Origin of the sequence: Chitinophaga sp. YIM B06452 (assembly GCF_039655965.1) — a bacterium.
GTDB lineage: Bacteria > Bacteroidota > Bacteroidia > Chitinophagales > Chitinophagaceae > Chitinophaga.
Map to the genome: position 1 here is coordinate 560,560 of NZ_JAWLKY010000002.1, position 12,293 is coordinate 572,852.

A 12,293-nucleotide genomic window follows, 5' to 3' on the forward strand; every position below is an offset into this window, starting at 1 on the left:
CCTCAGGGTAGCTGTTCGGCAATACAATACTTTCGTTTTCGGTCGCTTCTATTTTCTGGCTGAGCCAGACGCCGTTGAAACAAACCCGCGCCACCCAGGTGCCGGTTGCGCTCGCCAGTATTTTCGTATTGATTGGATCACAGCTGGAGAAACAACCAAGATCAGATATCGGGGTACAGCCGCACATCAGCATACGGAATTACAGGGTGAAGGAATACAATTGAACGGTTTGGCCGTAAACCGCGTATAAAGCGAAAATTCAAGGATCACAACCTGCCAACTGCCCAGCCGCTGCAGTACATCCTTGATTTCTTCCCTTCCTATCTTGGCAAGTTCTTTGGCCACAGCCGTCTCGCGGTGATGCACAGCGCGTACAGGCCGTATCTTTTCGCTGCCATACTGCAAAAGCGCGTTGAGTATGGCCTGCACCAGCTCTTTTGGCTGGGCTTTATCCACCACAGCGACCAGGTAGCAACGTAGCGCCTCATCAACAGAAGCCGAAGAATCGGTAACCTGGGGACGAGATTCAGAATAGTCTATATTGGCCTCCGTCCGTATGTAGAAGTAGTTGCCGAAGCTATCATTTATTCCGACGGCGAATTTTTCAAAGCTGTCTCCCTGGTAGATAAGTCCGGTCAGCTCGTCCAGGTAAACATTAGCAAAACCCTGGTTGAAAAACCGGAGCTTATCCATCAGGAAGTCCTTCAGCTTAGTGAGATCCTCTGTTGTCATAATCCTTTCATGATTTCAGAATGAACAGTTTTAAGCTCGTTTACCACCTCCCTGGAATATTCTTCTTTCTCCTCTTTGGTGGCGTGGAAAATCGTGCCCCTCTCCAGTTTAAAATGCTCCTCCAGCCCGCGGCGTTTCAAGGACTGTAGCTCGCTGTTGAAGCCGATCAGCACCTCCGTTTCTTTCGCCTGTAGCGTGAATGACAGCCGAAGATCTCCTTTCATGAAGAGGTTCACTTCGTTGGTCGGCCTGCCTTGTATCTCGCGGAATTCTTTGTAACCGTCAGGCAGGTACATGCTTTTGCGGTCCTGTCCAGAGGATTTTATCACCGTGGTAGAAGTTTTCTTCGTAACCAGGTTTGTAGACCGGGCTTTGATATTCTTCTCCACCCCTCCCCTACCCACAGCCTTGTAGGCGGATTTTTGTATGAACTTATCCCGGGTTACATAAATTGGCGTCGTTGAATAGGACCCGATCTTTCCACCGTTGCTATCCTTACCATCGCGGAAGATTCTGTTCTGCATAGTACCGAGCATGCGTGTAGCAGCAACGACAATAACCCGCTCCGAAAGGCGGGTTTCCGTTCTTTGCGCAAGGTCACGCAGGTTATCGTTATACTCTTGCAGGGTCATACGTTTGTTTTTACAGAGGTTCGACTACAGGCAATACATGAGTCCTTCACGTTCTTCATCAGCTTCGGCAGGACCTGGAAGAAATCGTTCCATTTCTCGCGGTACGTGTTCTCATACTCAATCCGCTTCTTCTCAGCCTCTTCCCTACCGTAAATCGTAAAATTGTTCATCCTGTCGCTGTTTACACGCTCCTCCTGTACCAACGCACGCATTTTCCAGTAAACAATTTCACCGATATACGTTTTGCTCCAGCTGCAGAGCAACTGTGAGAAGTCGCATTCACAGCCAAAAGTTGCGGATATACCGAAACCTTCTGTCTTCACCTGCCCGGTGCCATTCCAGCCCGTCACATAACCACATTCGTTAGGCATAGTTCCGCTACAACCAACCATGCAAGAAATGACGCTTCCGTATGTATCGAAAGCAGCGTTATCCATGAGAATGCGTACATAATCGCCGGTGGCCACATAGTCTATCTCAAATGTGTTGATCTGGCCGCCGATTAACTGAGCATTGTATAAGGTGAAAGCACCGTTATCCCAGATCTTAATCTGTGCCGCCGGCACAGACTGAACGGGAAACACGTGCACCTGGCGGATGCGGATCTTGCGGAGTGGTGAGGGCTTTGCAGCGTGTATGGTAATGCCACGCTCAGCAGTTGCTGCAGGGTTGATGATCGATGCGTCCCGTACCGCGGCTTGATAAAAACTGGTGCCGGTGTCACTGCTGTATCCGCTGGTAGCTACGGCTTTCAAAAAATCAGCCTGGACCTCCAAAAGAGCCGCTTCCCGTGCCGCCAGCAAAAGGTTGAAGCCTCTCACATACTTTTCGTCCGTCATAGCCGCTATGCCTCTGTATTTGATCTCCGGCGCCATCCAGATGTCGTATCCTGATGTGGATGGTAGATTTATTGCGTCGGGACACAGGTGCTTAACGGAAACGATATTGTTCAGGCAGTTGACCATGGCTTTTTGTTAAAAGGGGGAGTAAAGAACCCTCCCCCGTGTGGAGTTTTCACTATGGATAGGCCGCTACACTACCTCCGTGAAGGTGTAGGCCGTTACGTTAATTTTGCCGGCGATAGCAGAGTAGCCAGAATAGGTGATCTTCCCGGCAGTCAACGTAAAGCCGCCACCACCGAACTGGTTGAACATCGCCACCATATCGGCGTCGCTCGCCAACGTGGTAAGTGGTCTGAACGTGTTGCCGTTGATGGTGAAATCGTTCACGATCAGCGGGTACACAAAGCCAGGATCGTATTCGTAATCCTTCGCAGCAATTGTGCCGCCGGAGGGAGCACCCTGGCCGGTGCAATCCACCGGTTTCGGTGCACAGGTTGTGAAGTGCATGATGCCGTTGAGACCCTGGATTGCGCAAACATCCATCGGCAGGGTGAACAGATCCCAGTTGAGCTTGAATTGGAAGGTGATTTTCTTGCCGCAGGGAAGGAAATGCATGTCCAGATCCCATAAAATCCCTGTAGCGGGGTCGAGAATAGTCGAAAACATCCAGTTTGGCCCTTCCTGGAACATCGTTTCCGGCTTCAAGTCCTTGTTATCAGTAGCGAAACGACCCAGGTTCCAGTTCCACCCAAGGAATTTGATCAGCTGCGGATCAAACGCTACAAGGTTTTCAGCGGAATTGCCGATGGCACCGTTCAGGTTTTTATCATAGAACCAGTTGTTAACCGCGACCTTGCTAATGTCCTGTCCATCATCATTTGGCGCGCCAATGGCCAACAGACGTTTGATGTTGTAAACTGGGGCACTACCGATAACGTAGGGAGTACTGAGCTGGGCGTCAATATAAGCCCTTTCGAGGTCGAATATACCGTCGGGACGCACACGATTGGAACTGATATCAAGGAGGTTGATCAGCTTACTCGCGTTACCGTCAGGCAATACGCCGCGATTCGCTAACAGTATGGCGGTTAACTGAACCTCAAGCTTTCGGCGCACTGTGTCCCAACGCTGATTCAACATTCCCATTACCCACTCGTTTGCACCGATGTTGTCAAGATCACGCATATCGTCGATATCGATCTGCAAAACTTTTGAAGAGGTACACTGTTTCAATGTGAAATACGTCTGGAGTGGTTCAGACTTTTCGCCGCTGTCACACGGGTTATCGCTACAGGTTCCATCATCCTCACATACAGGAGGCAGGTAATTGACTTTGAGCGTTCTTTTTTTACCGGGTTCTTTCCCGATATCCTGAGCCGTTATCGTATTATTGAGCCGAGCAGCACCAAGAATAGCCTGTAAGGTGCCACCGACATATCCGGATTTGGAATACATCCAGAGGGATTTCTGGATGCTTTGGTGGGCGCGTTTAAAAGACATAAAAAAGCCTTTAAAAAGTGAAAGAATTGGTTTCGATCACGGATTTAAAGGCTCCGTAGGAATCACCTACAACGACTTTTTAAAGAGTTTCGTATCCTCTACATTTTGTAAAACAAAGATAATGCTTTGTACCCTTTCAGGATAAAAAATTATTCAGCGTTGTTGAGTTGATCTTCAAACGCCGCCATATCTTTTTGGAAACTACCACCACCATACTGCGTAGTATGGGTCTTTTGACCCTGATCACGCTGCTCCTGGGTTTTATTCGGGTCTTCTGTGCGATTATCATTTTTCAGGATGCCGCTTTCTTTCGCCCATTCAGTACCGACGTCTTTAAGCACTACAGCAAGATTGCCTTTCAATGCCGGTTTCTCAGGGTTGCTAAGATCACGCAATTCAATGTCTTTTTTGTTGTCGTCGTAGTGATCTTTATAAAGCGACCTAACATAGGCCTTCAATGCCTGAGCCTGCACTTTTGCATTGCCGCCTGTACGGGGAATTTCGCTTACTATCCGCTCGTATATCGCGTCCGCATCGCGTTCGCGAATAGAAGACACCAGCGTGTCGTATTTTTGCTTTTCCTGGGCGAGAAGTCCTGCTTTCTCTTTTTCCCAATCTTCGCCGTTCTTCTTCATCTGCGCACGGATATCGTCGAGGCTGCTGTCCTTGGAGGAAACCATAATGTCCAGGAACTTCTGAATTGCTTCATCATCCTTTAGGTCCTGCAGATCTGACGTTTTCAACTGGCCATTTGAAAGGCGGCGAAGCGTTGCCCGCAGAGCGCCGCCGAACTGCCCCGCCAGCTGGGTCGTAAGTTGTGCCTTCAGGGCGGTTTCGATACCAGGCTTAAAAATGCGGGAGCGCGATTCATCCACCGCCGTGATCGCGTCATCGAACTTCAGGTCTTTTTCAGCCTGTTCTTCCGCCACAAGTTCTGCATCCACCCCCAGCTGTTTGATAAGCGTTAACGCCTGGGTGGGAGAAAGTTTGATAAGTGCCATGTTTTAAGAAGTTTTTTTTAAAGTGAATTTTTCCGGATTACTGTAAAACGCAACATAGGTGCTATGGCTCACCTTGAAAGGAAGACCTTCATTTCCATTCGCATCCAGCGGGCAAACCAGGACCTCTCCGAAGTTCAGCTTGATGTAGGCCAATTCATTTTTGGCGGGGTCTTCTGCAGGCACAACTGCTGCAGGCGAAAGGCGTTGCGGCTCTTGAATTACAACCTGTGTTGCCGGAACATCCGGCAGGTTCTTCTGTTTTGCCATATTAGATGATTTTATACCGGGGGTCCTGCTTAATGAGCTTTTGAGCGAATTCGCGGCCCATCGGATTTTGTATGCCGTTCGGCGTCTGCACCATCACCTGGCCGGGCTCAAGCCTTGAACGCCGGCTTACGGCCTTTTGGACCGGCCCAGCTATCATTTCCCCGGTAAGTTTCGGAGTAAGGACCGGTAAGCCACCTGAGCCGACCTCCAAGGTTTCTTTCTGTACGGGCTCCTTATCGGCCGGGATTTCAGTCACGGCTGAAGTTGCAGGCATTTCTTCAAGTTCCAGAGAAGTGTCTGCTTCCGGGTTGATGTCAGTGGTGGGCTGTTCCATCAGCTTCTCGAATGCGGGCTTGGAAATACCCAATTCCAGAAGCTGGTAGGGCGAAAGCGTCGGGTTTTCTTTTATGATTTTTGCATCTCTTGGCGCGAATTTGATTTTCTTCTCCATGCTCGAAGGTTTATGCAAATATACAGAATGTATATAAAAATATACATTCTGTATATTATTTGCTTGACGCCTTCCTTATTCTTACGGGGAACGACATATGGCGGCATGCGAAACCGCCCCGGTTTGTACAGAAATTCTGCACGGTTGTGCCCGGAATCCGTCCTGGCAGCAAGTCTTTGCGAACTAACAGCTCTGCGAGTTCGTCTTTCCCAACGTCGCGCCGGAGGTTAACCAGGTGCACGCAAAGCGGCCGGCTGTCGCGAATGATGTCACCGACATACATAATGCCGTCCAGGCCGAATTCCTGGGCGATGATCTCATTCACCGTTCCATTGAACTGGTATGATGTATCGCGCGCCAGCTGCGTGGCGTATTGTTGCAGATTGGGCATAGGCCTGCCTGTTGGCGACCGGCTGCCTGCGGATAGGTCTCCGGCGTTCCATCTTTGCAGGATCTCTTCCATGTCGCTGATGCTTCCGCCCGTTGTGACCTGCATCAAAAGCATATGGTTGAGTGGCTCGCGAAAGCCGGCGTCGATGCCTGAGCCGTACAGAGCGGCCTTCGCCTGTTTGTACACCTGGCGCCGAGCAGGTGTCGTCAGCTGGAGATCGACCTGCAGCTCGTTGTAATCTTTCTGAAGGGCAATATTCGTTTTCTCTATAGTGGAGAAGCTGGAGAGGTAGTTTTGTACAGCATCAGCATACGTCTTGCCAGTAAGGATTTTTTCAAACTTTTCTTCGATGATGATCATCCGGCGGCGCAGATCCTGCCGCGGAATAAACCGTTTGTCTTTGATTTCAAATCGCTGCACTTGCTCCCACAATATTTCGTGAAGCTGATGTTGGACGGAAGCAGATGTGGTTGCCAACCCGTCCACCGTGGACTGAATAAAATCCAGGTGCTCAATAATATCTTCCGTGATCTGCTCACGGGGCGTCTTTTTGTTGCTTTTGGCCATGCGGATCAGTTCAGGTAGATCTCAAAAAAGAGGAACTGCTGCATGTAGAAGGTTTCGGTGAGTTCATTACCGCGGTAGTCGAGAAGACGCACGCCGGATGGATAAAACCGCGGATCGTCGCGAACAAACCTGTCTACCCTGTACAGATGCAGCACGTGCACCGCATCGGTGTGCCCGGTCATTGTGTTATCCACACACCAGGCATACAGTTCCAAGAAATTATCAGGTTTCGTCATCGTTCTCGCCGTTTTCATTTCGGAACGCTGGCTGTTGCGCTGGAATAAAGGGTTTGATGGCTTCGTCGACGATCTTTTTCAGTTCATCGATCTTAACTGAAAAGAACCATTTTGCTCCATTATCCCGGACCAGCTCGTCCAGAATGCCTGGCAATTTACGAGAAAAAACCAAGTCAGGCGTTGAAACCTCCCCCGTTGTACGCATGGTGAGGCGTTCATCAGGCGTAAAGACGTAGAGATCATCCAGTTCGGCGATCACTGCCGTTTTCCGCTGAAAAATATCGTCGCCGGCAAAACGCTTATCTACAAAATCCGTCACCTGTCGTTTTCGGATATACCCGGGGATGTTTCCCTTCGTCGCATCCGTAAGCTCTTGCATCAGGTCCGCGGCGGTCTTCACCTGAAATTGCGATGGCTTTATGAATGTAAAATCGTATATATACGGCACAGGCCCGATAGTGGGATCAAGCACGCGGATATTGCGGTACGCGATTATATCACGGAGAGATTCAAAGATCAGCCGGCCCCAAACGTTGTTCGAAACCATTGCGATAAAGAGCAGTAACTTCTCCAGATCGATGGCCTTTGCAGCGCCCGACTGTGCGGCATCGATGTTTAGCAGGTTCAGCGCGCGCAGGATCAGATCCATGACCTGAACATTCTTCTCCCGATGATACTTGTTAATGCTGACGTCGGGGTTGGTGATTTTTGTGCCACCGTCGCCGAGCTGCGACCAGTCCTCCATGCTTACCATGAGCCTGTCTGCCGGGTTTCTGGAGACCGTGCCGCGCCCCTTACATTTCTCACACGTAACCACACGAGGGTCACCAGTATGCTGGTCGGTGAGCCGCATTTGTTTTAAACCGTGGCATGTCGGACATTCTTCGGGCTCCAGCTGCGTAATAAACGGATGGCTGGCTTCCTTGTCCACCATCTGCTCTGCGGAGAAAGACGCGATAAACTCATTCGCTGCAGCGATGGCTTTATCGAAATATGAGTCATAATAGCCGTCAGTGTTCCAAACGCCCCCTGCCACTGTTGCAGGGATATGGCCGAGCCGGTGAGAAAAGTAACCGCGCGTCTCCAGCTCATACAGGTTATTATTACCCTTTACATACCGAAATATTGCCACCTCAGTGATGTAAAAACCATATTGGCCGCGTTTAAAGACCAGGCCGCTGGAATCAAAATAGACGATGTCTTTGCTGTTGACAAAGAAAACGTCAACCTCCAGCCGGCTGGCTACCTGTTCGTACCATGGTTTTGAAGGAATGCGTACAACGAGGCCATTGGGATCTTCGTTCACTGCCGGCACCACCGCTTCATCAAAGAATTGGATGAGGTCTTTTCCCTGGAAGTTGTTGCCCCAGATGTAGTCATTGTCCTCTTTATCAGGAAGGACGATCGAATACTGGCTATCTTGGAAGATGGCCCCGCGCAAAATATCATTCAGCATTCCGAAAGGCGCCTTCGTAAACGACCGATACTGGCTATACCGCCAGTCGCGGGTTACCTCAGGCTCACGCGGATGGCGGGCCAGTAAAAAATCGTCGAAAAGGCGCTGGTACTCTTCACCCAACCACCGTGGCGGCGTGATCCATTCCCCACTATCTTTTGCAGGGTTTCTGAAACGCGGCCGCGCACCTTTCGTGTGCAGGCTGACCTCCAAATACACATCTTTCCACTTCTTCAGCGTGTCCTTCATCGGATTAGTTCCGGTTCCGTTCAGCAGTTCCCCCGCAGTTGTTTTGTTCAGCTCCATATGAAAAGGAAAGGGGAGCCTCGTGGCTCCCGTTATGGTTAATACAGGCCGGCCAGGTCCGGGCAGGTGTTCAGGGCGATACTGGGCTTGTTGAAGAACAACGGATCTCCATAGAATTTCAGCACGCCCTTTTTGAATTCCACGATGAAGCCGTTCTGTACTTTTTCATACGACAGGCCGGTGCGGAAGGTAGCCGGTAGTCCTTCCAGGGAACCCTGTTTGCGCGGCACACGGATAAAGTCCGAACTGCCGTCTGTCATAAGGAAAAGCACGTTCAGGCTGTTTGAAAGATTGTTGATATCTTCCCACCAGGTGTAATCGTAGTACGGTGTATCAACGCCGGCCGGGTTGATGTTCACCGCAATGCGGTCGTTAAAGTTAATCGTCCGGCTTACCACAGCTTCGTATTCCGGCTTGGAGTCGGATAATTCCCGTTGAATAACCTCCGGATCCTGAATTTCCACGCCTTGCAGCTCATTGGAGAAAACAAGGCCCGGTGTGTCAGGGGCCACGGGCTTCATCAGTGCCAGCAGATTGGCACAGGTTGCCGGATCAGGGATGGTAATATTACATTTATAGAAGCCCAGGCGTTTTAACCAGAGTTTTCTTTCTCCGGGTTTACAGTTTGCTGAGAGGATTGGCTGCAATGTAAAACCCGCGCATTCGGTTGGGCAAAGTCCCATCATAGTAAGTTTTGAAGTTGAAATATTTCCGCTTCAAGGCCGGAGTTGACACCTACTACGATGGATTGAAAGAGGGTCGTACCCTCTACAGGTTTGATACCCAAAAATACGAATGTTACAGGAAAATCAACTCGTAATTTTCCCCGACTGCTTTCTGCAGCTCTGCCGGCGAGATGCCATGAATATCCCAGATCACAATTTTCAATAATAACCCGTATGAATATCCCGCAAAATGGATGGTCGAGAACTGCTGGTAGTGGCTGGTGCCAATCCCTATAGTTGCCTGCGTGGCATTCTGCGCCTCCTCCCCTGTATAGCCCGTACAATAATCCGGCAACTGCGGCGCTGATGTGTTGCGCACGCAGGCGCCCCATTTGAAGGATATCCCCTGTGTTGTCGGTCCACTGAAGGTTACATCCATCTGGATAGGCGAGGCGAAATTTGAGCCCGTAAGGCCGAAAGAAACGATACCGGTGACACCGGGATTGGGTGGTACCGGTGGCGGGCAAGTGCCGGCTGAACCCTGATACATAAAGTTGGCAAATGTATATTCGATCGCCGATGCTGCGACGTAGTCCTCAACATAAACGATGATCTGGCCCGAGGAAGTAATGGTGATCTCGCCTTTAAACTGAGCATTGTCCACGAGGATCACAATGTCCGTAAGCGGCGCACAGCACTGCCCAACGCTGCCTGCTTCTGTGTAGCTGTCTTCTTCCGGAAATACGGACCCCGTAAATTCCAGCTCCCCGTTCAGTTTGACCGTATTGGCGCTATCCTTCCCGCCATTAATAGTTCCTGTCCAATCCTCTTCGTAGGCGATAGGGCAATCCTGCGTGGCGGTGCTGCTGCGCACCTGAAGGGTACCGATATTGCCCCAATCGCTGACTGTAGCGCCGGAACAGATGGTTTGTACCTGGTACTCGTAGGTCGCCCCAATGATCAGGTTCGACAACGTGATCGCAGGCGTATTCTGTACGCTGGAAATCCAGGTAAGATCACCCTGGCGGCGATAACGGAAATTCCAGCTGGTGGCATTGCTGGCATTATCCCAGGAAATGCGGAAGTTATAAGTACCAGGCAACTGCTCCACGGTAACACCAGTAGGTGTCAAACAAGCGCCGTCGTTGCTGTATACGTTGATACCCTGCAGCGACCATCCCGTAATTTCTCCCGGGCAAACGTTACGAACGCGGAACTCATAGGATTTCCCGACCTCCAGCAGAAGATCTACATAAACCTTACCATCTATGCCCAGCATGCCCCCGCTGGTCATAGCAGACCAAACATTCGTACCGACCTCGCGGTATTGGTATTGATAAGCCGTGCTGCGGGGCATCGGGTCCCATTTTACTCTAACAAGTCTCATACAAGCTGAATTGTGGCTTCTTTGGTGAGTTTATTATACCGGATGATCGCGACATCGGTGGAATCGATGATGTTTTTTGTCTGGCTGACAGCCGCCACGTTCGCGTTCAGCGTTACCTGGTCTACCAGCACGCCCCCTGTATTCACGAAATCGAAACCGACCTTCTCCATGGTGCCGCCCAGGTACGTGGTAAGTTGGACCTGCACGTCCCCGGTGAGCCGCTGCGACCACCAAACCGCGTTCATGCGCACGTTGATCTCGTCAGCTGTACCGGCATTGTCTTCAACGAACTTTTTAAAGTTGGCCATGACGGCTTCCACACCGGATGCGGTATTGTCTGAAGCCCAAAACAGGTATGCGTCTGCATCAGAGGCGCCGGCAGGTATCTTTCCATCTCCCTGGCCATAGCCTACCCAGTCATTATCAAACGCAGTTCCCGTGTTGATGAAGCCGGTAAACGTGTCCAGATCGCGGCCGTCGGCATCCGTCCACAGGTACCGAACTACCAGGTAATCGAATTCGCTCAGGCTGGTAGCATTGCTCACCACAACCTGGGGCGCGCAGCTGCTTGCAGCCGCAACTTTGGTTACCTGCACTTCATATACTGCCGGCGCAAGCCCGCTAACAAGGACAGGAAGCGCCACAGGATTGGGAGTAACGGCGGTGTACGGCAATCCAGATCCCTGCACGCGATAACCGATCAGGAAGTGTGAGGCTCCCGCCGTATTCGCGCCTGTGATCTCCAGCGTTACGGTATCGTCGTCTTGCAAGGTTACAGTTGCCTGGAGCCCGGTAAGCGGAGAGCACGGCACCGGTAAAATTTCGAAAGACAGTCCTGTCGGCTTCAGGCAGGTTAAACAAACCACTTCACAGCTGTATTCTTTTCGCTCCAGCACTTCCTGCAGCTCTGCCTTAAGCAGCCAGAAGCTCATACCTGTCACAGCGATGCTTTCAAAGGGGCGGCCGGTAGTGAATACAAGCTCCCGGCCATTGAGAAACACTTTTGCCCCCATCAGGATTGTTTCCAGCTCTTCTTTTTGCCAGCTGGGCATCGGCACGTATCCGGCCAGCTGGTAACGCTTGATCCGCTCCGTGCGCTGCACTTTATTGTTCAACGCGATAGTGCGCGTGATTTCCCCGGACAGCGGGATCAGGTCAGCATAAAGGCGTGCAAAGTAACGGAAGCGTACCTCTGAGTATTCAGCTGCTTCGTCCTGGATAAATACGCTGCCAACAAACCGGCCGTCAGGCGCCTTGCAGTCGAAAATACCTTCAACGAGGATGGTATCCGTACTACACGAGCCCTTCGCGCAGATTGTGCCTGCGTTCTGGAATTCAATCCGGTTTTCGGCGACGTCGAGGCCATAGATGTCATTGGTAAGGCCGGCGGCGGCGGCCAGGCTGGTCTCCTGCCGGGCATTGTTGACGCCGAGCGTGTAGCCTACTGGCAGGCCCGTGCCGTCCACACCTACCTGGTAATGCTGGCCATTGATCACCAGCCGTCCGGCAACAATCCTGCCCCAATCCAGGGAGCTCACCACATATGCAGTAACACACTGATCATTTACAAACGCGTACGATTCTGTCACTTCCTTGTAGATCACGTTGCCGCTATGGGTGATGGTGACCATCAGGCGGAAGTTAGTCGGCATGGTCGGCGGAAACTCACGCAGGCGAACGACGAATACGTTTTTGTTGTTGCTGTCAAAGCCCACAACAATGTCGAAATAACTGGTGATGACGCCGGAGGGCTCGCCAGCATCATCCACCAGCTCCACCGTCAGGTCGAACACCTGACTGGCCAAGTGTTCACAACCGAAATGAGCGGTCAGCATCACCTCCCACGGGAATACAAACGGG

At 51.1% G+C, this 12,293-nt stretch carries 13 protein-coding genes; all 13 read right to left on the reverse strand.

Going from position 1 to position 12,293, the window contains the following annotated elements:
* Positions 1-186: 186 nt before the first annotated feature.
* The 13 genes from R3I13_RS11910 to R3I13_RS11970 all read right to left on the reverse strand — a co-directional run bounded on the left by R3I13_RS11910 (position 187) and on the right by R3I13_RS11970 (position 12,238).
* A complete protein-coding gene (locus tag R3I13_RS11910) occupies positions 187-732 on the reverse strand; it encodes a hypothetical protein (protein WP_346318178.1) in 546 nt (181 codons plus the stop codon).
* Positions 729-1,364 (reverse strand): hypothetical protein, encoded by a 636-nt coding sequence (locus tag R3I13_RS11915; RefSeq protein ID WP_346318179.1) that lies wholly within the window; start codon positions 1,362-1,364, stop codon positions 729-731. Before R3I13_RS11915 ends, R3I13_RS11910 begins: the two co-directional genes overlap by 4 nt.
* A complete protein-coding gene (locus tag R3I13_RS11920) occupies positions 1,361-2,329 on the reverse strand; it encodes a hypothetical protein (protein ID WP_346318180.1) in 969 nt (322 codons plus the stop codon). The genes R3I13_RS11915 and R3I13_RS11920 overlap by 4 nt, the downstream gene beginning before the upstream one ends.
* Before the next feature lie 66 nt (positions 2,330-2,395).
* Positions 2,396-3,706, reverse strand: coding sequence for a hypothetical protein (locus R3I13_RS11925; RefSeq protein WP_346318181.1), 1,311 nt, complete (start codon positions 3,704-3,706; stop codon positions 2,396-2,398).
* Between the two features lie 149 nt (positions 3,707-3,855).
* Complete coding sequence (locus tag R3I13_RS11930; protein ID WP_346318182.1) at positions 3,856-4,707, reverse strand: hypothetical protein; 852 nt, start codon at positions 4,705-4,707, stop codon at positions 3,856-3,858.
* A gap of 3 nt (positions 4,708-4,710) precedes the next feature.
* Positions 4,711-4,974, reverse strand: a complete 264-nt coding sequence (locus R3I13_RS11935; RefSeq protein ID WP_346318183.1) for a hypothetical protein — start codon at positions 4,972-4,974, stop codon at positions 4,711-4,713.
* Between the two features lies 1 nt (position 4,975).
* Positions 4,976-5,425 carry a hypothetical protein gene (locus R3I13_RS11940; protein WP_346318184.1) on the reverse strand — a complete coding sequence of 150 codons (450 nt, stop codon included), beginning with the start codon at positions 5,423-5,425 and terminating at the stop codon, positions 4,976-4,978.
* A gap of 55 nt (positions 5,426-5,480) precedes the next feature.
* Positions 5,481-6,383 (reverse strand): hypothetical protein, encoded by a 903-nt coding sequence (locus R3I13_RS11945; protein WP_346318185.1) that lies wholly within the window; start codon positions 6,381-6,383, stop codon positions 5,481-5,483.
* 5 nt (positions 6,384-6,388) lie between these two features.
* Positions 6,389-6,619 carry a hypothetical protein gene (locus R3I13_RS11950; protein WP_346318186.1) on the reverse strand — a complete coding sequence of 77 codons (231 nt, stop codon included), beginning with the start codon at positions 6,617-6,619 and terminating at the stop codon, positions 6,389-6,391.
* Positions 6,606-8,381, reverse strand: a complete 1,776-nt coding sequence (locus R3I13_RS11955; RefSeq protein ID WP_346318187.1) for a hypothetical protein — start codon at positions 8,379-8,381, stop codon at positions 6,606-6,608. Before R3I13_RS11955 ends, R3I13_RS11950 begins: the two co-directional genes overlap by 14 nt.
* A gap of 38 nt (positions 8,382-8,419) precedes the next feature.
* Entirely contained in the window at positions 8,420-8,902 is a 483-nt protein-coding gene (locus R3I13_RS11960) for a hypothetical protein (protein WP_346318188.1), read from the reverse strand.
* 277 nt (positions 8,903-9,179) lie between these two features.
* Complete coding sequence (locus tag R3I13_RS11965; protein WP_346318189.1) at positions 9,180-10,433, reverse strand: hypothetical protein; 1,254 nt, start codon at positions 10,431-10,433, stop codon at positions 9,180-9,182.
* Positions 10,430-12,238 carry a hypothetical protein gene (locus R3I13_RS11970; protein WP_346318190.1) on the reverse strand — a complete coding sequence of 603 codons (1,809 nt, stop codon included), beginning with the start codon at positions 12,236-12,238 and terminating at the stop codon, positions 10,430-10,432. The genes R3I13_RS11965 and R3I13_RS11970 overlap by 4 nt, the downstream gene beginning before the upstream one ends.
* Between the last annotated feature and the right edge of the window lie 55 nt (positions 12,239-12,293).

Excerpts from the sequence above, each read along its gene's own strand:
- R3I13_RS11910 (WP_346318178.1), bottom strand. The coding sequence starts at position 732 with ATGACAACAGAGGATCTCACTAAGCTGAAGGACTTCCTGATGGATAAG.
- R3I13_RS11915 (WP_346318179.1), bottom strand. The coding sequence starts at position 1,364 with ATGACCCTGCAAGAGTATAACGATAACCTGCGTGACCTTGCGCAAAGA.
- R3I13_RS11920 (WP_346318180.1), bottom strand. The coding sequence starts at position 2,329 with ATGGTCAACTGCCTGAACAATATCGTTTCCGTTAAGCACCTGTGTCCC.
- R3I13_RS11925 (WP_346318181.1), bottom strand. The coding sequence starts at position 3,706 with ATGTCTTTTAAACGCGCCCACCAAAGCATCCAGAAATCCCTCTGGATG.
- R3I13_RS11930 (WP_346318182.1), bottom strand. The coding sequence starts at position 4,707 with ATGGCACTTATCAAACTTTCTCCCACCCAGGCGTTAACGCTTATCAAA.
- R3I13_RS11935 (WP_346318183.1), bottom strand. The coding sequence starts at position 4,974 with ATGGCAAAACAGAAGAACCTGCCGGATGTTCCGGCAACACAGGTTGTA.
- R3I13_RS11940 (WP_346318184.1), bottom strand. The coding sequence starts at position 5,425 with ATGGAGAAGAAAATCAAATTCGCGCCAAGAGATGCAAAAATCATAAAA.
- R3I13_RS11945 (WP_346318185.1), bottom strand. The coding sequence starts at position 6,383 with ATGGCCAAAAGCAACAAAAAGACGCCCCGTGAGCAGATCACGGAAGAT.
- R3I13_RS11950 (WP_346318186.1), bottom strand. The coding sequence starts at position 6,619 with ATGACGAAACCTGATAATTTCTTGGAACTGTATGCCTGGTGTGTGGAT.
- R3I13_RS11955 (WP_346318187.1), bottom strand. The coding sequence starts at position 8,381 with ATGGAGCTGAACAAAACAACTGCGGGGGAACTGCTGAACGGAACCGGA.
- R3I13_RS11960 (WP_346318188.1), bottom strand. The coding sequence starts at position 8,902 with ATGAAGCCCGTGGCCCCTGACACACCGGGCCTTGTTTTCTCCAATGAG.
- R3I13_RS11965 (WP_346318189.1), bottom strand. The coding sequence starts at position 10,433 with ATGAGACTTGTTAGAGTAAAATGGGACCCGATGCCCCGCAGCACGGCT.